Consider the following 19,970-nt stretch of genomic DNA (forward strand, 5'->3'; position numbering starts at 1 on the left):
CGGAACCGACGGCTCCTTACCGATGCCGTCCCAAGTCGATCCCGTGTCAGCAAGTCAGCCGGATTCTGGACCGGGGGCACTCGTCGACGCGCTGAACGTCCCGACCCACGCGAAGCGTGGCTTCGTTCTCGCCGCGCTGTTGACGATCACTATCTTCGTGTTCTTCGTCGTCGTGCCGGGTGCACAGCGCTCGCCGCTGTTGTACGTCGCGCTTGGTTTCGTCCTGTTCGTCTCGCTTGGCGGTCTCATCACGGCCGTGTTCACTGCGGGCTCGCTCGTCCGTCAGCTTCGTCAGCTCTGATCGCTGCCGGCGAGCGCGCGGAACCGTTCGGCCCCGCTTCGGGTCCCCTTCGCGACCAGTACGTCACCCGCAGACAGCGTCGTCGCCGGACCGGGTGAGACTTCCCAGTCGCTGTCTTTGCGGCCAGTACGATCGCTCGCATCCGGGTGGCGCACTGCGATGATTCCCATCCCGGTCTCGGTCTTGACCTGCTGGCCGCCGATAGTCGTCCCGTCGAGCGCGCTGCCGGCCGCGACCGGGACGCTGACGATCACTTCGTCGGACTCCCGGACTGCCTCGGCGACGACTGGGTGGGTCGACAGGCCCCGGAGGACACCCTCGCTGATCTCCAGTGCGGCGTCGGAGATGACTTCGGTCGCCCGCGCGAGGTGGACCAGTCCCCGGAGCGCGATGGGGTCGTCGTAGCGGCCGGCGGCCTGTAGCGTCCACGCCTCGAAGCGCGACTGGAGGGCGTCGACCTCGGCTTCGAGTTCGACGACCTCCTCGGCCACCTCCGGGCTGTCGAGCAACACCGCGCCGTAGGCCAGATCGACGGCGAGTTCGCCCATGTCCTTCATCAACACGATCGAGTCGACGGCGCGTTCGAGGTCCTCGATCTCGCTCTCCGGCGGTGACGGTGGTTCGTAGGTCTCGCCCGTCGCGTCGCGATACACCGTGGTGATCCCGTCGTCCGGGCCGCGAAAGAGGACCACGTCGTCCGCATCGAGACTGGTCTCGGCGTCGGGGTTCAGCAGCCAGTCACCCGCGCGACGGATCGCGATAGCGCGGACACCGGTCTCGGTCTCCAGATTGAGCGTGCCAAGCGTCTCACCTGCCAGTGGCGAGTCGGGGGCCACGGTCGCCCGAACGATAGTCTCGACGGCCTCGGGCAGGGTCGCCCGCATCGCTTCGGGCAGGCCGATGTCCTCCAGTACCACCTTCGCGATGTCTCCGGCGGCATCGGAGATCTTCTCTGCAGCCCCGACCATCCCCAGTACGGGTGCGAGCGCCTCGGCGTCCTCCGTACTCCGGGCCGCGAGCAAGAGGCTCATGCGGGCGCGCAACTGCAACACGTCCATCTGCTCTTCGAGTTCCAGCACCTCGGCGGCGACCTCGTCGCTGCCGAGCAGAACGGCCGAGTACGAGAGGTCGATCAGTAGCTCTGCGGTGTCTTTCATCTCCGCCAGCACCGCCTTGACGCTGACTGGCTCGTACTCGACCTCGGTCGACATACTCGCACCTGCGCGGCCGTCGGGCAAAAGCCATTCGCCGTGGCACGCGCTCGTACGGTCGTCCCGGCCAGACTCGACACGGTCGGTCCCGCCCCGGCCGGTGGTTCTGTCGAACTCTGGACGAACGTCGTGACGATCGTCCACTGTCGGTGGCCTGCCTGCCCGATCGTTCAGAAAATCCGGAGCTGTTCACTGCCAGCGGACGCACAGAAAGACAATGTTTTTCCCGGCAGGTAGAAAACTCACTGCGTATGTCCGACGACCTCAAGAAAGGTCTGGAGGGTGTCCTCGTTACCGAGTCGGAGCTCAGTAAAATCGACGGTGACGCGGGCAAACTCGTCTATCGTGGCTACACGATCGAGGACCTGGCGACCGGTGCAAGCTTCGAGGAGGTCCTGTATCTCCTCTGGCACGGCCACCTCCCGAACCAGGCGGAACTCGACGACTTCACCGACGCGATGGTCGACGAACGCCACGTCGACGACGCCATCATGCAGACCGTCGAGCAGATGGCTGTCGCCGACGAGAACCCGATGGCTGCGCTGCGGACCGCCGTCTCGATGCTCTCGTCGCACGATCCCGACGCAGAGAGCGACCCGGTCGATCTCGACGCGAACCTCCGCAAGGGTCGCCGGATCACCGCCAAGATTCCGACCGTCCTCGCGGCCTTCACTCGCTTCCGCGACGGCCAAGACGCTGTTGCGCCTCGTGACGACCTCTCTCACGCCGCGAACTTCCTCTATATGCTCAACGGCGAGGAACCCGACGAGGTACTCGCCGAGACGTTCGACATGGCCTTGGTGCTGCACGCCGACCACGGCATCAACGCCTCGACGTTCTCGGCGATGGTCACCACCTCGACCCTGTCGGATCTCCACAGTGCGATCACCTCCGCCATCGGCACCCTCAAGGGGTCGCTCCACGGCGGCGCGAATCAGGATGTCATGGAGATGCTCAAAGAGGTCGACGACGCCCAGCAGGACCCGCTTGACTGGGTCAAGCAGGCTCTCGACGAAGGGCGGCGCGTCTCCGGTTTCGGCCACCGCGTCTACAACGTCAAGGACCCGCGTGCCAAGATCCTCAGCGAGCGCTCGAAGGAGCTGGGCGAGGCTGCCGGCTCGCTCAAGTGGTACGAGATGTCCACGACCATCGAAGAGTACCTCGCCGAAGAGAAAGGGCTGGCCCCGAACGTCGACTTCTACTCGGCCTCGACGTACTACCAGATGGGCATCCCCATCGACATCTACACCCCAATCTTCGCCATGTCCCGCGTCGGCGGCTGGACGGCTCACGTCCTCGAACAGTACGACGACAATCGCCTGATCCGGCCGCGCGCTCGTTACGTCGGCCCGACCGATCAGGAGTTCGTGCCGATCGACGAGCGGTAAGAGCGCATTCGGCGACCGCGTCGCCGATTCACTGAACCGAACGGTGCGAGGCGCGCCGAGGGCGAGATTCCGGTAGAATCTCGTCAAGACGAACGGTGAAGCCGTGAGTCAGGCGGGCCTCGATGTGAACGGGGAACGGAGTGACCCGTGAACGAAGTGAGGTTCAGCCTTTTCACCCACGTTTTTGCGCAAGGGTGTCCGCAGGAAGCGAGGACACCCGACGCGGAAAAAGGTGGAGGACGGTTCGTGCCGATCGACGAGCGGTAAGAGCGCATTCGGCGACCGCGTCGCCGATTCACTGAACCGAACGGTGCGAGGCGCGCCGAGGGTGAGATTCCGGTAGAATCTCGTCAAGACGAACGGTGAAGCCGTGAGTCAGGCGGGCCTCGATGTGAACGGGGAACGGAGTGACCCGTGAACGGAGTGCGGTTCGGCTTTTTCGCCACCGGAAGACTCGCCCCGCTCGACTTCCGAGCCATGCTTTGCTCAGCAATACCACGTTTTTCAAGGAGTGGTGGTGAGCGTAGCGAGCCATTGCTGTGTTCGCTATCGATTCTGAAAAATTATCATAGTCCGTCAGTCGATGGTGGATACACGCTCACAAACAGTAATTAAAAATGCTATGTACTGGCCTGTATTCAGATATGAGACTGTAACCGTTCGATATAATTGCTGTGCGCAAATGATTCCAATCGATGAAACGACGTGAGTTGCTCGCGACCGGATCGATCGGACTGACCAGCGCGTTTGCAGGCTGTGGCTTCCTCTCCGGTGGCGACAGCGATGGCTCGTCGGGCGGCGACGGAGCGGATGACGACACTGCGACCGGGACGGCGACCGAGACGCCAACGGGACCGGCGGCGTTCGACGAAGTCTCGCTGTCGGCCTCTGAGGGCGTGACGGTCGGCTCGGAACCGACGCTGACAGTTGCGGCGACGAACACCGGCGGCGAGACCGGCACCTACGAAGGTATCGTCAGGCTCGCCGCCGACGGTGAGGGAGCGCCCTCGTTCGAAGAGTCGGTCACCATCGACTCGGTCGCACCCGGCGAGACGGGCGAGACCGAGATCACGGGGCCAGCGTTCGACGTGGTCGACGACTACGAGTTCGCCGTGGTCGACACCGACGCGTCGGTGACGGTCCGGCCAGAGCCGACGACCGCTGCTGTCGGCGAGACGCTGTCGATCGGTGACGACCTCACGGTGACGGTCGACGACGTGTCGATTCAGGAGTCCGTCTTCTACGGGACTATCAGGTCGAGTGGGCTGTCGACCTACGACGAGGTCGCGGCCTTTGGCGCTCCCTCGGGGCACGTGCTCGCGGTCGTCACCGTCACGGCAGAGAACACCGGCACGGAGACGGCATCGGCCGCCAGCGGGACGATCGACGTTCGCGACGGCGAGTGGTACGGCAGCGGCGACGGGGTCCCGGGATCGATCCTCGGTCGCTCTGACAGTCGCTTTACCGACGGTGGCTTGCCGGAGATCGACCCAAGCGACTCGGTGACGGGCTACTTCCTCGCAAAAGTCCCTCGCGAGACGGCCCGGGGAACCGTCGAGATCACCGGGCAGGTCGACACGACCGGCACGCTGCCCGAGCGCGTCTGGACGGCCGCTCCAGCCGGCGAGGAACGCGGGCTGTCGAACCTGACTGTCGAGTCCATCGACGCCCCCGAGACCACGCCGCTGGGCCGGAGCTACGAGATCACTGTCACCGTCGCCAACGAGGGCGAGGCTGCCGGCACTCTCAGGAGTGTCGTCCAGTGGGACGCCGACAGGGGCTGGGCGCAGCTTACCGCGGCGACGAGCCACGCGACTCTCGACATCGACCGCCCGACCGGCGGCGTGATCAGCAGGGAAATCGAAGCCGGGGCGTCCACGGAGGTCACGCTCTCCAGTGTCTCGGTCTACAACAGACAGTACACCTACCGGCTCGCACCGTTCGGCGAGGAGTGGCAGGTCGAGTTCGAGGAGGCCGTGCTTGACTTTGGCGACCGACTCCAGTCGAGTGGCAACGCCGACATCGTCGTCGAGGGCCTTCGAACACTCGACACCGTCACCGCCTACGACAACTTCGACGGCGAGGAGTACGAGGCCGAACCGGACGACGGGAATCAGTTCGTCGCTGTCCAGTTCCGCTTCTCGAAGCGTGACGAGAGCGACGACTACGCGTCGACACCCGACACCAGCGACTTCTGGCTCACTGCCGACGGGAACGATGTCGGTGACAGTACCTACGTCGCGGACGCCGAGGATATCCGCGAGGACTTCTACACCCCCATCGAGGGTGACCTCGAAGACCAGCCCGAGATCGCCGGCTGGGACTTCTACGAGGTCCCCGCAGAGTACGCGGCCGCCGATCTGGCCGTCCACTTCGAGGAAAGCGCCGGTTTCGGGTCGGATGTCAGCACGGTTGCACGCTGGGAGCAGTAACGACCTGTGTCCTCACGGCGCTACTGAAACACGGCACGGAACCGATCGACGGCTTCGTCGGTGCCGGCGACGACGAGTTCGTCGCCCGCGTCGATCTGCACGTCCGGTCCTACGTCGGTGAGCACGTCGCCGTTGCGTTCGACCGCGAGGACCGTACAGCCGGTGCGGGCCCGAACACGCCCTTCACCGAGTGTCCTGCCGGCCAGTTCGCTGGCTTCGGTGCGGACGATCTCGACCTGTTCGTCCATCGAGATCACCTGTTCGTCCGTGAGGATCGTCGAGGCGAGCATCCGGCCGGTAATCGTCGCCAGCGAGAGGACGTAGTCGGCTCCCGCTCGATACATCTTCTGGACGTTCTCGGTCTGTTCGGCGCGGGCGACGATCTCCACGTCGGTGTTGAGATCGCGGACCACGAGCGTCGCGAACTCGGCGTTGGTGTCGTCAGACAGCGCGAGGATGACCGTCCGGGCGTTCTCGACGCCGGCCGCGCGCAGTTCCTCGGGTTCGGTGGCGTCGCCGACGATGTCGACGCCGGGCTTCTCGTCTTGGTCGATGACAGTGTGGTCCAGTCCGGCCGCCTGGAGCGCGTCGCCGATGGTCTCGCCGACTTCGCCGTAGCCGACGACGATGGTCTCGCCGTGGCCGAACTGGCGAACGTCTGACAGCGTCATGTCTTTGAGCCGCTGGAGCTGGTCCTCGCGGCCGGCGACGAGCAGGACAGTGCCGTTGTCGAGCGTCGCGTCGGGCGAGGGCGGACTCTCGAACTCACCCTGAAACCACGCGCCGATGACGTTGACGCCCGCCCGCTCGCGGATGTCACTGTCGGCCAGCGTTCGGCCGACCAGTTCGCTCCCACGGTGGATCGGCAACTCAGCGATGTCGAAGTCCTGTCCGATCTCGATCGACTCGCCGACGGCCGTCGAGACGCGCGTCGTCACCTTTCCTGCGAGGCTCTCACCCAGCAGGCGACGCGGCGAGACCACGTGATTGGCACCGGCGAGTTCGTGATACCGCTCGCGGTCGGGTTCTTCGACGACACTGACTGTGGGCACGCTGTCGTCGACCTCGCCCGCGGTGAGGATGATACTGGTGTTGACCTCGTCGGCGGCGTCGGCGACGAGTGCGCGCGCCCGTGACAGGCCCGCTGCCTCCAGTCCCTCGACTGACTGTGGGTCGGCGTGGATGACGCGGTGGCCGTCCTCGTAGAGTCCGGTCGCACGGTCCCGATCCGGGGCGACGATCACGTGCTCGACGCCCCACGTGTCGAGTTCGCCCACGAGCGTCTCGCCACGCGGCGTGAACGAACAGATGACGACGTGGTCTTCGAGACTCTCCTCGACGGCCGTGGGCACCGTCGTCGACATGGCTTCCTCGAACAGGGGAAACAGGAGGACCGGCAGTGCGAGGAAGATCAGGACGACGCCGGTCGTGGCCATGACGCTCATCAAGAGGTTCATCTCGGCAGACTGCCAGTCGGCATCGGAGCCAAACCCGGTCGTCGTCACCGTCTCGATGACGATCCGCAACGAGTGGACGAACGTCTTTGGCTCGCCCTCGAAGACGCTCATCCCGTAGTCGTACGCGACGGTGAACGCGAAAATGACCGCGACCAGTCCGAGGACGTACAGCCCCGTCCGGCGCTGCCAGGTGTCCATCTATCACCTACGTGGCCGACCTCGGTAAAAACGGTTCCCTTGCCGGCGTAGTCCCCGCCGGCACTGTCCAGACGACGGCGACTGACATCCGTCCGACGCACGTCGTCTGCCTCTCGCGTCACCGTTCCGTCCGGCACTTTCACTTTCACTTCGCTATCCTCGCGTTTAATAGCCACCCTCGCATTGCACCGATTGCTGTCACACCCTCCACTGGTGGGTGGTTATCATCTCTCCGTTCCCCTTCCCGAAAACGACTGTGAGCGGTGGCGCTGGTCGTCAGTCCGTTCGCGTGGGCGGGAGAATAAAAAGTACTCACGTCCAACGACTGGTATGCTCGCCTTCGAGGACGTACTGGCGGCCCGAGACCGGGTAGCCGAGACCGCCCGGCACACGCCACTGGACTACTCACACACCTTCTCTGCGATGACCGGCGCGGACGTGCATCTCAAACTCGAACTGTTCCAGCGCACGGGCGCGTTCAAGATCCGCGGCGCGACCAATCGGATCGCGACACTCTCGGATGCCGAACGCGAGGCCGGTGTCGTCACCGCGAGCGCCGGCAACCACGCGCAGGGCGTCGCGCTGGCGGCGACCCGGATCGGCGTCGACTCGACTATCGTCATGCCCGAGCGCGCCCCCGTCTCGAAGGTGCAGGCCACCGAGAGCTACGGCGGGCGGGTCGTCTTGCACGGTCGAGACTACGACGAGGCCGCCGAGAAGGCCCACGAGATCGAACGCGAGGAGGGTCGCACCTACGTCCACGCCTTCGACGACGACATGATCATGGCCGGACAGGGGACGATCGGACTGGAGATCTACGAGGACCTGCCGGGCGTCGACACCGTCGTCGTCCCCATCGGTGGGGGCGGCCTCATCAGCGGTATCGCAACGGCACTCAAAGGGCAAGACGAGGACGTGCGCGTGATCGGCGTTCAGGCCGAAGGGGCATCGAGCGTCGCCCAGTCTCTCCAGAAGGGCCACCGGATCGAACGCGACTCGGTCCAGACGATCGCCGATGGCATCGCAACGCGCACCGTCGGCGAGCGCACTTTCGAAGTGATCAAGGATCGCGTCGACGAGGTCGTCACCGTCACCGACCCCGAGATCGCCGTCGCGCTGACGACGCTACTGGAACGCTCGAAGACCCTCGCTGAGGGCGCTGGTGCGGTCCCACTGGCGGCCCTGATCGAAGGGAAGTTCGACTACGACGAGGGCGAGACCATCGTCCCGACGCTCTGTGGGGGCAACATCGACCTGAACACACTGACCAACGTCGTCATGCGCGGCCTCGTCGAGACGGGCCGCTACTGCAAGATCAAGACCGTCCTCGAAGACCGCCCCGGGTCACTGGAGGAACTGGTCGAGGTGCTCTCGGCGGCGAAGGTCAACATCTACGGCATCGAGCACGACCGTACCTCGCGAGACATCGCGATGAACGACGCCGAGGTCGAACTGGACCTCGAAACGCGTGGCGAGGAACACGTCGCCGAACTGCTCGCCGCGCTCGAAGATGCGGGATACGAAGTGGAAGTCTTGGTGTAGCCAGCGCCCACCTTTATTCCCGCTGCGCGCACCACGTCAGGTATGAAGCGCATTGTCAGCACCAACGCGGCACCCGAGGCGGTCGGAGCGTACAGTCAGGCCACCGCGACGGACGACCTCGTCTTCACCGCCGGTCAGATTCCACTCACACCCGAGGGCGAACTGCTCGACGACGCGCCCATCGCCGAGCAGACCGAACAGGCCCTGGACAACGTCGCAGCCATCCTCACCGAGTCGGGCGCGAGTTTGGAGGACGTGCTGAAGGTGACGGTGTACCTCGACGACATCGACGACTTCGAGGCGATGAACGAGACGTACCAGACCTACTTCGAAATCGAGCCACCGGCCCGCAGCGCCGTCGGCGTCGACGACCTCCCCAAGGGCGTCGGCGTCGAAATCGAGGCCATAGCGACGAAGTGAAGGCCCTCGACTCCTCGGTTCCGGTATGCACCCGCGAACGAAAGAGAGCCTGCTGTGGGGCGTCGTCGGCGCGCTCTCCTTTCTCGTCCTCATTCAGGGGTACGAACTGCTCACCCCCGCGACCGTGACCGTCGGCGTGAAGGCCGGCGTCGCCGTGCTCGTCGGGGGTGGGGCCGCCGCCGTAACTCTCCTCGCGCGAGATCAGCTACTGGAAAACGACCCTGTCTGATCCCGCTGGCTGTCCCCTGCTGACACTGCCGGCTGTCTGTCTGTGAAGCATTTCGCGACCCCGAATCACAAACATCTTGAAACAGTTACAGCCGGCAGTATGACTCCCAGTCGTCGACCCACCCCCCGATCACCCCAACAGTGTCAGTAAAAATAGGAAAACTTTCAGGTCACAACTGTCCTCTTCTGATATGGTTCGACAGTCCCTCCGGCGGTCCGAGTCCGTCCCCGACGACCCCATGATCCGCACCTCCGGATCGCTGTTCGTGTTACTGGTCGCAACGATCCTCCTGCAACGAATCGCGACCGTGACCGTCCAGATACTCTCGTCGTCGATTCCCGAGACGCTCCATCCGCGGCTGGTCGGGACCGTCGTCTATGCGACGCTGGCATTGCTGGCGCTGCTGGTCGCCGACGCCATTCGTCGCCAATTGTGGCCGTCGACGGCTCGGTTCGACACGTTCGAACGGCGGTCCGTGGGCGCGATCACGGCGCTGCTCGTGCTGCTTGGCGCGTATCTGCTCCACGGTGTCGTGCACCTGCCGACGTTTCCCGAGGCGACCGTCAGAACGTTCCTGTTTGGACCGGTCGCACTCGGAATCCCCGCTGTCGTCTACGCGGCGGCGTACGGGATCGAGATCCGTACTGTGCTCCCGGCGCGTGACGACTGGCACGTGGCCGCCGCGACTCTCGTCGTGGTCGCACTCGGAAGCGCCGCGGTGTGGCCCATCGCGTCACTGGTGGCCCCGATACCCGATGTGACGACCGCTCTCGGTCCGCTTTCGGCGGCGGACGTGCTCTCAGAGGTCGTGCTCCCGGCCCTCTTCGTCGCGACAGGCTGGGGCGTCCTGTACCACGGTGTGATCCAGCCCCAGTTGCGCGAGCGCCTCGGCCCCGCCGGCACCGTCGCAGCACTGACGATGCTGGTCAGCCTGCTCTACTGGCTGGGACCCTCGGCCACGCAGGTGCCGTTTGCAATGACCCTCGTCCTGACCGGTGTCGTGCTCCTCTCGCTGGTACTCGCGCCCGTGGTCGCTCGGGGTGTCCGACTCGGCGTGGAGCTGCTTCATCTCGACTGGCGACCGCTCACGGCCGGCGTCAGCGTCGTCCTCGTCCTTGCTCTCGCCGTCGTCATCGCTGTCGGAACCGGACTCGTCGGCCCGTCACGACTCGCCTGGGGCATCGGCTATGCTGTCGCCGGCGCTGCTGCCTGTGTCGGCTCCGAGCGCACCCGCTCGCTGTGGGTCCCCGTCGCCGTGTACGCCGTCTTCGTGTTTTTCACCGACATCCAGATGGGGTCTCTCCTGATCGGGGTGCTGTTCTGACCGTCGTAACCGTGGACATCACTTCCGACTCGCAGTCGAGAGCAGAAGGCGCACGCCTGGAACGCGTGCTCCCTTGGATTCCGGGATCGGTTCGGCCGACCGAGAACGAAAGTCCTTAATCACACGCCCGCCGACGTTTTGACGCGTGCCAGGATGGCCGAACGGTAAGGCGCACGCCTGGAAAGCGTGTTCCCTTTCGGGATTCTGGGTTCAAATCCCAGTCCTGGCGTCTTCTGCCGCGAACACATCGCCGAGAACCGCGTAGCGTGTTCTCGGCTTCCGTGAGCGGCGAAGACGGTGACAACTGGATTTTAACCCCTGGAAGTCTTGCGAGTGTAGCGAGCAAGACGTTGTCAGAGCGTGCTCTGACAGTAGTCGCAGCCCCGGGAGCACAGCGGAGCGAGCACCCCGGACCGTCTTCCTCTGGGTTCAAATCCCAGTCCTGGCGTCCCACCTTTTTCCGCTTCGGGTGCGCTACGCGCACCACTCGCGCAAAAACGTGGGCGAAAAAGGCCGCGAGTCGCGCCTTCGGCGCGCTCGCGGAGAACCGGGCGACCTGCCGGGTCCTGACGGACCGCTCGGTCGCCCGGATGCTAACCGCTCAAAACAATCTAACCACCCAGCAAACGGCGGTGGCGCGCGCTGTCGCGCCCTCGTGGCGCGACGGAACTGTGCGAGGTCTTCGCGAGCAATCGGCGAGCGAATGGCTCGGGAGTCAAGCGGTGCGTGGTTCGGAGCGAAGCGAGAACCACGATGCGAGCGGGAGCGAAGCGCGTGAGTCGGCTGGGGAGGTATGTGGCTGCGGTACTGTACAGTGCGGTCCTGGCGTCTGCGTGAACGAAGTGAACGCAGGCTCAGGAGAGCATGCTCTCCTGGCGGAATGAACGGGCGAGGCACGTCTGGGCGGTTCTGTGTGGGCACTATCCGACCGAAGGGAGGATATCCCGCACAGAACCGTCGAGCGTGCCGAGGGCGTTCAGTTGACATTGTTGCCAGTGACGCTGGAGCGTGCTGAGGGCGTTCAGTTCACGATCCAGGCTGTGGTCTTTACGCCTGCTTTCTTTCACCGGCCACAAAATCGAACAACCCACTCAATAGGCAGCCTAACTACACGCCTGCTTTCGGGCACTGCTCGTCCGACCACGAGGCGTCCCCGACACCTATGTGGTCGCCAGTCGACACTCGATGCATGACCGACTATCGGGCGAACTACGCCATGGTATCGTTGCAGGAGCATCTGGGCGAGGAGCGCACCGACCTCGACGTGCCGTGGGCGACGTTCTCGGGCGACGAGACCGACGTGCACACCTTCGAGGTCCCGACCGACGAGCCAGTCGAGCCGTACGTCCAGATGCAGGTGTACGACGTGGGGAGTTACGACCACGAACTCCTCATCAACGGCGAGGCGCTGTCGGGCTTCGACGTGCCGACGGCGCACGGCTGGCAGTACTGGATGGACACGGTTACGTCGGCGCGCCTGCGCGAGGGCGAGAACACACTCCAGTTCCGTCGGGATACAGAAAGCGACGACAGCTTCGTCGTCGGGACGGTGACGGTCAACTGGAAAGAGCCGATCGACTAGGGGTATATAAATTGAGCGTCGGGCTGGGGTCTGGCTGTGACAACGCTTCGCACAGATTGGTGGCTGTTGGGGCGTCATATGTCGGTTTCGGCCCCACACTGACGGCGTTCCGAGCGGACGACGATCGGCGAGAACCCATACTTTTATATAGAATCACATTCAATCATTCGGACGACTATGAGCCAGCGGCAAATGCAGGGTCAGCCGATGATCATCCTGGGGGAGGACTCCCAGCGGATGAAGGACAAAGACGCACAGAGCCACAACATCTCGGCGGCCCGAGCGGTCGCCGAATCGGTACGGTCGACACTCGGCCCGAAGGGCATGGACAAGATGCTCGTCTCCTCGCTCGGTGACGTAACCGTCACGAACGACGGCGTCACCATCCTCACGGAGATGGACATCGACAACCCGACGGCCGAGATGATCGTCGAAGTCGCCGAGGCCCAGGAAGACGAGGCCGGCGACGGGACGACGACTGCCGTCTCTATCGCGGGCGAACTGCTGAAAAACGCCGAGGAACTGCTCGAACAGGACATCCACCCGACGGCGATCATCAAGGGCTTCGACCTCGCGTCGACCGAGGCGAAAAACCAGATCGGCGACATCGCCACCTCGGTCGATCCCGACGACGAGGAACTCCTGAAGAAACTCGCCGAGACTTCGATGACCGGCAAGGGCGCAGAGCTCAACAAGGAGCTGCTCGCCCAGCTGATCGTCGACGCGGTCAACGCCGTCACCGTCGAGGCCGAGGACGGCTCGGTCATCGCGGACCTCGAATACCTCAACATCGAGACCCAGACCGGCCGTGCAGTCTCGGAGTCGGAACTCATCGAGGGCGCGGTCGTCGACAAGGACCCCGTCCACGAGGAGATGCCGACCGACTTCGACGACGCCGATGTCCTCCTGCTGGACACGCCGATCGAACTCGACGAGACCGAAGTCGACGCACAGCTGTCCGTCGACGACCCGAGCCAGCTCCAGAACTTCCTGGACAAGGAGGAAGAACAGCTCGAAGAGATGGTCGACGCCATCGCTGATTCCGGTGCCGATGTCGTCTTCTGTCAGAAGGGCATCGACGACATGGCCCAGCACTACCTCGCCAAGGAAGGTATCCTCGCCGTCCGTCGCGCCAAGAAATCCGACATCGAGTTCCTGCGTGAGGTCCTCGGGGCCACCATCGTCTCCGACGTGACAAACGCCAGTGCCGACGATCTCGGCCACGGTTCGATCCGCCGCGACACCGACGAGGGCCTGTTCTACGTCGAAGGTGCGAGCGACGACGCCCACGGCGTCACGCTCCTCCTGCGTGCCTCGACCGAACACGTCGTCGACGAACTCGAACGCGGCGTGCAGGACGCACTCGACGTGGTCGCCTCGACCGTTGCAGACGGACAGATCCTCGCCGGTGGCGGCGCACCCGAAGTCGAACTCGCCGCCCGCCTGCGTGACTACGCCGACGGCGTCGAGGGCCGCGAACAGCTGGCCGTCGAGGCCTTCGCTGACGCGCTCGAACTGATCCCGCGCACGCTCGCAGAGAATGCCGGGCTGGACTCCATCGACTCGCTGGTCGACCTGCGCGCCGCCCACGAGAGTGGCGACGTGGAAGCCGGTCTCGACGTGTACACCGGCGACGTGGTCAATACCCTCGACGAAGGCGTCGTCGAACCGGCCCACGCCAAGCGTCAGGCGATCTCCTCTGCCGCAGAGGCGGCGAACCTCGTGCTCAAAATCGACGACATCATCGCTGCTGGCGACCTCTCGACCAGCGGCGGCGACGAGGAAGGCGGCCCCGGCGGCCCCGGTGGCGCCCCCGGCGGTATGGGCGGCATGGGCGGCGGCATGGGCGGCATGATGTAAGACGACCTTTTTCCGCTTCGGGTGCGCCTACGGCGCACCATCTGTTCACGGGCGCAAAGCGCCCGTTCACATGGTATGCGGGACCTCCGGTCCCGCACTACTCGCGCAAAAACGTCGATGAAAAAGGCCGGACTCGCTTCGCTCGTCCGGTGAACCGGGCGACCTACCGGGTCCTTCGGACCGCTCGGTCGCCCGGATGCTCGCAGTACTGCTTTCGGATTCGTTCTGGGCAGTACTGTCCTCTCGATCGCGTCCCCGACCCGTTCCTGTAACTTCCCTCACAAAGCACTTGTAAGACCGCCGTGGAGCGGTCGGTATGCGACGACGACGCTTCTGTGCGCTGGCGCTTACAACAGTTGGACTCGGGGGGTGTATCCGGAGTGAGTCTGGCGTTGGGGGTGGGTCGACCGCCACGGAGACTGGAACCGATACCGAAACGACGACCGTGACAGACACGCCGACAGCGACTCCCACCCCATCGCCGACAGCGTCCCCAGCAGAACCGGGGTGCTGGCCGGAGATGTGTGCGGGCACGACCATCGTCGAGGTCACCGTCTCCTCACAGTTCGAGGGGACTGTCGTGTTGTCACTCGGTTGCCGATCCGATGATCGGACCGTCCCGGCAGGCGAGACCGTTATTGTCGAGCGCGAGACGGAGAGTGAATCCTGTGCCGTCGATCTCACTGTCGACGGGACGACGGTGTACGAGGCAGATATTCCGGGCTATCAGCGAACGACGGTGCGGGTCGACGTCGACGGCTCGGTCGAGGAAACGGTCGTCGTACTCTGACCGCTCACCTCGTCGCGCTGGCTTCTTCGGGCATTGGCTGTTCTTGGGCTTCGAGACCGCCGGTGATCATCACCGGGATGGTCGAATCGAGCATGACTGCCTGACTGACGCTGCCGAAGATCAGTGAGCCAAGCGGTGAGCGCTTGCGGCCGCCAAGCACGATGGCGTCGGCACTGGTCTCGTCGGCGGCGTCGAGAATCGCCTTCGGTGGATTGCCGCTGGTGCTCATCGTCTCGACGGCGATGCCGTGATCCTGCAGGCGATTCTGCGCCTGTCGTCCGGCCGAGATCTGCGTCGGTGACGTGCTCTCGGCGACGCTCTCGTCGTCGAAGACGTGGAGTAGCGTCGCCGTCACCTCGTCGTCCGCCGCCGGGAGGTCGAGGACGGCCTCGACTTGCCCCATCGCACGGTCCTCGTCGTTGTCGATCGGCATGAGTACGTGGTACATGACTCTGCTTCGGACGTTCCGGGCGGTGGCGGTATAGTAAGGAGTAGCGTACCCGACAGCGTTGTGAGACTGGGCTGACGGCGGGCAGTGACTAAGTGAGAGGACGACGCAGGGTGACGTATGCAGACCTTACTCTTGGGACCGGACGCGGTCGACGAGCACACACCACTGTCGGCCGTGATCGACGCCGTCGAAGCGGCTTTCGGCGCGTACGCGCGCGGTGATGTCGTGATGCCAGCCAAGTCCTACGTCGATCTGCCACAGTACAACGGCGACTTCAGGTCGATGCCGGCCTACGTCGCGACCGACGACTGGGACGCAGCGGCCGTCAAGTGGGTCAACGTCCACCCGGACAACCCCCGCGAGTACGACCTCCCGACGGTGCTGGGGACGCTGATCTACTCCGATCCGGCGAACGCCTTCCCGCTTGCGGTGATGGACGGCACGCACCTCACGCGCAAGCGTACCGGTGCGGCCGCGGCCGTCGCGACTGACTACCTCGCGGTACCCGATGCCTCGTCGATGGGACTGGTCGGCGCGGGCGTCCAGTCCTACACCCAGCTAGAGGCCATCTCGCTGGTCAGGGACATCGAGACGGTCGTCGTCGCAGATCGCAACGACGAGGCCGCACAGGCATTCCTCGATCACTTCGGCGACCGCTTCGAGGTGCGCCGGGGGTCGATCGAGGACGCGGCGGCCTGTGACGTGCTGTCGACGGTGACGCCCGTCGAGGAGCCGATCGTCCACAGCGTCGGCGAACAGACCCACGTCAACGCCATCGGTGCCGACGCCGCCGGCAAGCACGAGATCGCAGACGGCGTGTTACAGTCGGCGACGGTCGTCATCGACGACACGGAGCAGTGTACCCACTCTGGAGAGATCAACGTCCCGTGGAGCGAGGGAATCCTCGACGCGGACGATATCCACGCAGAACTGAGTGACGTGGTCGTCGGCGACCGACCCGGCCGTGAGGGGATCGACGGCGTCACTGTCTTCGACTCGACGGGGCTGGCGATTCAGGACGTGGCGTGTGCCCACGTCGCCTACGAGACAGCACGGGAAGACGGGGCTGGAACCGACTTCGACCTCGTCGGCACCGGTCGCTAACGCCGCAGTTTATCGAACAGCCAGAGCAATAGGGCGATCGGAAGCAGTGGGAGCAAGACGATCGCCAGGATACCGAAGATGATCCACCCGATGGCGTTCATCTGACTGTCCTCGTGTTCGTCGGACAGTGGCGTCACCGTTCGCAGTAGCGAGTCGTCGGTGTCACTTGCGGCTGCCATGACCGAACGTTCGTTTGCGACGCTGATAAAGACTCCTCTCTTTTTGCCTCCCGACAGCTATCACCCCTGCGTGTCAAACTCTCACAAACAATTATGATGATAGCGCCACACTAGTGCCGTGTGAGCGATCGTCATCCAAGACACGATCAGGGCAGTCGGTACGTCCCCGGATCACGGTCGCTGGTACCCGACGCTCGGACTGTCTCTCGCTTGCTCGCCCTCGTGCTCGTCGTGTTCGTCCTGATGAGCACGCTCGGTCAGGTCGCGCCGATCAGTTACGTCAACAGCGGGAGCATGACGCCGGCACTCCAGACGGGTGACGCCTTCGTCGCGGTCCCCGCCGCCGTCTCGGACGCGCCCGAGCGTGGCGACGTGATCGTCTACCGATCGAAGGCAATCGAGTCCGGCGGGCTGGTCACCCATCGGATCGTCGACCGGACCGACGAGGGCTTCGTCACACAGGGCGATGCCAATCCGATCACCGACCAAGAGGCCGGCGAGCCACCGGTCACGCGCGATCGGATCGTCGCACAGGCCCTGACCGTCGACGGCCACGTCCTCGCGCTCCCGAACGTCGGAACGCTTTCGATGTGGGTCCGCGGGCACGTCCGTGCCAGTGGCACCGGCGTGCCAGCGGCCTCGATGGAGCTACTCGTGTTGACCGCCGGTGCGCTGTTGTTCTGGCGCGGGTGGTAGGTACGAGAGCCCGAGCGTCGCGAGGGGTCTCGAACAGAGCGAGCGGGAGCAAAGCGACACGCGAGAGCGGGTCCCGAACGGAGTGAGGGACCTCGGAACGAGCGAACGCGAGGCGCTCGGAACGGGCACGCGCTACGGCTCGACCAGTCCGATCTCGGCCAGATCTCGGAGCACGTCGCGGGCGTGGCCGTCCGGTCTGACACCTTCGTAGACGCCGATGACCCGGCCACCGGCGATCACGAACGTCGTTCGGTGGGCACGGTTCGCCTCGACCGGCACGTCGAAGGCAGCGGCGATATCACCGTCCTCGTCGGCCAGCAGGTCGAAGCCGAGGTCGTGTTGCTCGGCGAACTCACAGTGGCTATCCACGTCGTCGGTCGAGACGCCGTAGACGGCGACGCCAGTCTCGGCGTCGGTGTCGTACAGATCGTCGAACTGCCGGGCTTGGGTGGTACAGCCCGGGGTGTCGTCCCGTGGGTAGAAGTAGACGACCGCCGCACCGCGAAAGTCCGGTTCGACGCGCTCATCCCACTGATTCCGGGCAGCGATCCGTGGTGCGTCCGACCCCGTTTCGAGCACCATCACTAGCTCACCGGGATCGACGTGCCGTCGTCGTCGCTTGCTTTGCCCAGTTCCACCGTGAGGACCCCGGCGTCGTAGCTCGCAGTGGTCGCTTCGGCGTCGACCGCTTCCGGTAGGCGGACCGTCCGCTTGACGGCCTGCTGGCTCCGTTCGCGCTTGACGTGTCGTCCCTCCGTCTCAGAGCGCTCGCGTGCTGCGGCGATCGTCAGCACGCGGTCGTCGTCGACGGTCACTTCGATGTCGTCGGTCGCCACGCCCGGCAGGTCCGCGTGGACGACGAACGCCGCGCCCGTATCGATCACGTCGACGGGGACCGACGTGCGGTGGGTCCCGAACTGCTCGCCCATCAGCCCGAACATGCGCTCGATCTCGTCGAACGGGTCCGATCGCTCCCTGTCTGTCATACTCGTTGTTAGATCGCCAATTGGCATAAAAACAGTTGGCCGGCCACGAGACGACGATACGATCTCTTCGCACACTTCGAAAGTCCTCGCCCGTTCCTCGGTCAGGAGCGCCGCTTTCCGAACGGTCTGGGTCCTGTGGGGTGAAAGGACGGGTCAGAATCAGAGACCGGATTCGGACGAGGGCGTTCGGGGTCTCTGTTTCAGTCTCGGCAAGAAAGCCAGCAGTGACCGTCCAATCGCTAATCGAGAACGGTTTCGGAGTCGTACGAGCCGAGTCGTCGGACCCAGCCTTTCTCGGCGATGGCTTCGATGTCTGCGAGGGCTTCTTTGGTGCGTTCTTCGTACAGTCCGGCTTCCACGTCGATGTGGAAGACGTAGTCGCCGAGGCGTTCGCCGCTGGGGCGGGATTCGACGCGGGTGAGGTTGATGTTGCGGTCGGCGAAGGGTTCGAGCATCTCCAGTAGCAGGCCGGGGTAATCGACGTTGGGGTAGACGATCAGCGAGGACTTCGACCCGGCGTCGGAGCGCTCGGCCATCGGCGCGACGACGACGAAGCGCGTGGCGTTCGAGGACTGGTCCTGAATGTCCTCGGCGACCACCTGCAGGGACGTGTCGTCGGCGTTGCCCGGATGGCCGATACCGGCGACGCTGTCGTCCTCGGTGGCGAGTTCGACGCCCGTGGCCGTCGAGGCGACGGCTTCCAGCGTGGCGTCGGGGTAGGTGCCGTCGAGGTACGAGCGACACTGCGCGAGCGCCTGCGCGTGGCTGGCGACAACGTCGAAGTCGTCGCTCTGGGCCAGCAGCGCGTGGCGGATGGGCGTGATGATCTCCTTGACGACGGCGACCTCGTGGTCGGCGAAGGCGTCTAAGCTCTCGGTGACGGAGCCTTCGATACTGTTCTCGACGGCGACGACGCCCCGGTCGGCCGCGCCGCGGGCGACGGCCTCGACGATGGCAGTCGGGGAGTCCCTGAACTCGATGTCCTCGTCGTCGGCGACGGCCCGGGCGGCCCGGTGAGAGTAGGTGCCGGCCGGTCCCAGCGTGAGCATCTTCATGTCCGCCGATACAGCACTCGTCGTGAAAAGAATCGCGGTCGTTCGCGCTCGCTACAGTTGCTCGAACCGTCGGCCGACGTACCACCGCGCACCGAGGACGACGATGCTGGCGGCCAGTGCCGCCGTCCCGAGCGTGCCAAGCGGCAGGGCGTAGCGCGAACCCGCGAAGGGGTTGGTGCCGTCCATCGTCGCGACGTAGGCCCCGACTGTCTCGCCGCCCAGCAGGCCCATCCCGAAGCAAGCGACGGTCAGCAGGATGGAGAGTCCGCCCATCCCGACGGTGAGGCCGCCGGTGAAGTCCTCGACGACGAGCACCTCGTGGGCCTGTCGTTCACTCAGGGGTGCGTTTTCGAGGCGGTAGAGTGCGGTCCCGACGAGCAACATCGCGGAGAGGAACACGATCGCACCGCCGAACGTGCCGAGCATCGAGATCTTGGGCGCGGCGGTCAGTGGATCGGTCGTCGGGAGGTAGGTGGCGACGCCGTCGGGGATGAGCCAGTACAGCGGGACTGTCGCGGCCAGTAGCGCCAGCAGGAGACTCTGTACGCTCAGCAGGCGGGTGAGTGGCTGGCCGACCATCGAGTGCCGGCACACGCGAAGGCGCTCGTAGGCCGACCCCGACAGCACGGCATCGGTGATCGAGTCGTTCGTCTGTTGATCGGTCGACATGTATCGTCCTGTTAGGCACTCCTTTCTTGAAGCGGCCCTTAACGATTTCCCTTCAAAATTCGCCGGTAGTTTCGGGTTCGTCGCCGAGTACGTGCC

General features: G+C 64.8%; 20 protein-coding genes and 1 tRNA gene. 13 read left to right on the plus strand and 8 right to left on the minus strand.

Translation table 11 applies throughout. The features are described 5' to 3' along the window. Nucleotides 1-43 precede the first annotated feature (43 nt). Nucleotides 44-301: a DUF7536 family protein gene (locus AC5FRW_RS05020; RefSeq protein WP_493567329.1), complete on the plus strand. Its 258-nt coding sequence runs from the start codon at nt 44-46 to the stop codon at nt 299-301. Here the strand turns inward: AC5FRW_RS05020 and AC5FRW_RS05025 are convergent. After that, on the minus strand, nt 292-1,512 hold the full coding sequence (locus tag AC5FRW_RS05025; RefSeq protein WP_493567330.1) for a potassium channel family protein: 1,221 nt from the start codon (nt 1,510-1,512) through the stop codon (nt 292-294). The two genes, AC5FRW_RS05020 and AC5FRW_RS05025, sit on opposite strands and share 10 nt — an antisense overlap. A gap of 251 nt (nt 1,513-1,763) precedes the next feature. Between AC5FRW_RS05025 and citZ the strand changes: the two genes are divergently transcribed. After that, nucleotides 1,764-2,900 (plus strand): citrate synthase, encoded by a 1,137-nt coding sequence (citZ, locus tag AC5FRW_RS05030; protein ID WP_493567331.1) that lies wholly within the window; start codon nt 1,764-1,766, stop codon nt 2,898-2,900. Between the two features lie 695 nt (nt 2,901-3,595). Beyond that, entirely contained in the window at nt 3,596-5,332 is a 1,737-nt protein-coding gene (locus AC5FRW_RS05035; RefSeq protein WP_493567332.1) for a hypothetical protein, read from the plus strand. 20 nt (nt 5,333-5,352) lie between these two features. On the opposite strand, the gene AC5FRW_RS05040 is transcribed toward AC5FRW_RS05035, so the two are convergent. Further along, the gene (locus AC5FRW_RS05040) at nt 5,353-6,987 is read right to left on the minus strand and encodes a potassium channel family protein (protein WP_493567333.1); all 1,635 of its coding nucleotides are present in this window, start codon (nt 6,985-6,987) and stop codon (nt 5,353-5,355) included. A gap of 330 nt (nt 6,988-7,317) precedes the next feature. On the opposite strand from AC5FRW_RS05040, the gene ilvA reads away from it, so the two are divergent. The 8 genes from ilvA to AC5FRW_RS05080 all read left to right on the plus strand — a co-directional run bounded on the left by ilvA (nt 7,318) and on the right by AC5FRW_RS05080 (nt 14,734). Further along, nucleotides 7,318-8,529, plus strand: coding sequence for a threonine ammonia-lyase (ilvA, locus tag AC5FRW_RS05045; RefSeq protein WP_493567334.1), 1,212 nt, complete (start codon nt 7,318-7,320; stop codon nt 8,527-8,529). A 42-nt stretch (nt 8,530-8,571) separates the two neighbouring features. Beyond that, complete coding sequence (locus AC5FRW_RS05050; RefSeq protein ID WP_493567335.1) at nt 8,572-8,949, plus strand: Rid family detoxifying hydrolase; 378 nt, start codon at nt 8,572-8,574, stop codon at nt 8,947-8,949. Between the two features lie 25 nt (nt 8,950-8,974). Continuing rightward, the gene (locus AC5FRW_RS05055; protein ID WP_493567336.1) at nt 8,975-9,178 is read left to right on the plus strand and encodes a DUF7981 family protein; all 204 of its coding nucleotides are present in this window, start codon (nt 8,975-8,977) and stop codon (nt 9,176-9,178) included. 190 nt (nt 9,179-9,368) lie between these two features. Then, nucleotides 9,369-10,502 carry a hypothetical protein gene (locus AC5FRW_RS05060; RefSeq protein WP_493567337.1) on the plus strand — a complete coding sequence of 378 codons (1,134 nt, stop codon included), beginning with the start codon at nt 9,369-9,371 and terminating at the stop codon, nt 10,500-10,502. 147 nt (nt 10,503-10,649) lie between these two features. Beyond that, nucleotides 10,650-10,731 (plus strand) — tRNA-Ser (locus tag AC5FRW_RS05065). A gap of 960 nt (nt 10,732-11,691) precedes the next feature. Then, a complete protein-coding gene (locus AC5FRW_RS05070; RefSeq protein ID WP_493567338.1) occupies nt 11,692-12,084 on the plus strand; it encodes a DUF7383 domain-containing protein in 393 nt (130 codons plus the stop codon). Between the two features lie 177 nt (nt 12,085-12,261). Continuing rightward, entirely contained in the window at nt 12,262-13,944 is a 1,683-nt protein-coding gene (thsB, locus tag AC5FRW_RS05075) for a thermosome subunit beta (RefSeq protein ID WP_493567339.1), read from the plus strand. A gap of 520 nt (nt 13,945-14,464) precedes the next feature. After that, nucleotides 14,465-14,734, plus strand: a complete 270-nt coding sequence (locus AC5FRW_RS05080) for a hypothetical protein (protein ID WP_493567340.1) — start codon at nt 14,465-14,467, stop codon at nt 14,732-14,734. 4 nt (nt 14,735-14,738) lie between these two features. Here the strand turns inward: AC5FRW_RS05080 and AC5FRW_RS05085 are convergent, their stop codons facing one another. Continuing rightward, on the minus strand, nt 14,739-15,182 hold the full coding sequence (locus tag AC5FRW_RS05085) for a universal stress protein (protein ID WP_493567341.1): 444 nt from the start codon (nt 15,180-15,182) through the stop codon (nt 14,739-14,741). Between the two features lie 120 nt (nt 15,183-15,302). On the opposite strand from AC5FRW_RS05085, the gene AC5FRW_RS05090 reads away from it, so the two are divergent. Then, nucleotides 15,303-16,289, plus strand: a complete 987-nt coding sequence (locus tag AC5FRW_RS05090) for an ornithine cyclodeaminase family protein (RefSeq protein WP_493567342.1) — start codon at nt 15,303-15,305, stop codon at nt 16,287-16,289. On the opposite strand, the gene AC5FRW_RS05095 is transcribed toward AC5FRW_RS05090, so the two are convergent. Next, a complete protein-coding gene (locus AC5FRW_RS05095; RefSeq protein ID WP_493567343.1) occupies nt 16,286-16,468 on the minus strand; it encodes a DUF7535 family protein in 183 nt (60 codons plus the stop codon). The two genes, AC5FRW_RS05090 and AC5FRW_RS05095, sit on opposite strands and share 4 nt — an antisense overlap. A gap of 120 nt (nt 16,469-16,588) precedes the next feature. On the opposite strand from AC5FRW_RS05095, the gene AC5FRW_RS05100 reads away from it, so the two are divergent. Beyond that, nucleotides 16,589-17,164 (plus strand): signal peptidase I, encoded by a 576-nt coding sequence (locus tag AC5FRW_RS05100; protein ID WP_493567344.1) that lies wholly within the window; start codon nt 16,589-16,591, stop codon nt 17,162-17,164. A 132-nt stretch (nt 17,165-17,296) separates the two neighbouring features. Here the strand turns inward: AC5FRW_RS05100 and AC5FRW_RS05105 are convergent, their stop codons facing one another. From AC5FRW_RS05105 to AC5FRW_RS05120, 4 genes are all read right to left on the minus strand, one after another. Continuing rightward, nucleotides 17,297-17,746: a peroxiredoxin gene (locus AC5FRW_RS05105; RefSeq protein WP_493567345.1), complete on the minus strand. Its 450-nt coding sequence runs from the start codon at nt 17,744-17,746 to the stop codon at nt 17,297-17,299. Nucleotides 17,747-17,748: 2 nt separating this feature from the next. Continuing rightward, nucleotides 17,749-18,150 (minus strand): Hsp20/alpha crystallin family protein, encoded by a 402-nt coding sequence (locus tag AC5FRW_RS05110; protein ID WP_493567346.1) that lies wholly within the window; start codon nt 18,148-18,150, stop codon nt 17,749-17,751. Nucleotides 18,151-18,389: 239 nt separating this feature from the next. Beyond that, complete coding sequence (gene pheA, locus AC5FRW_RS05115) at nt 18,390-19,205, minus strand: prephenate dehydratase (RefSeq protein WP_493567347.1); 816 nt, start codon at nt 19,203-19,205, stop codon at nt 18,390-18,392. A gap of 51 nt (nt 19,206-19,256) precedes the next feature. Further along, nucleotides 19,257-19,874: a hypothetical protein gene (locus tag AC5FRW_RS05120; protein WP_493567348.1), complete on the minus strand. Its 618-nt coding sequence runs from the start codon at nt 19,872-19,874 to the stop codon at nt 19,257-19,259. Nucleotides 19,875-19,970 lie beyond the last annotated feature (96 nt).

Source organism: Halomicrobium sp. HArcht3-1 (assembly GCF_058933345.1).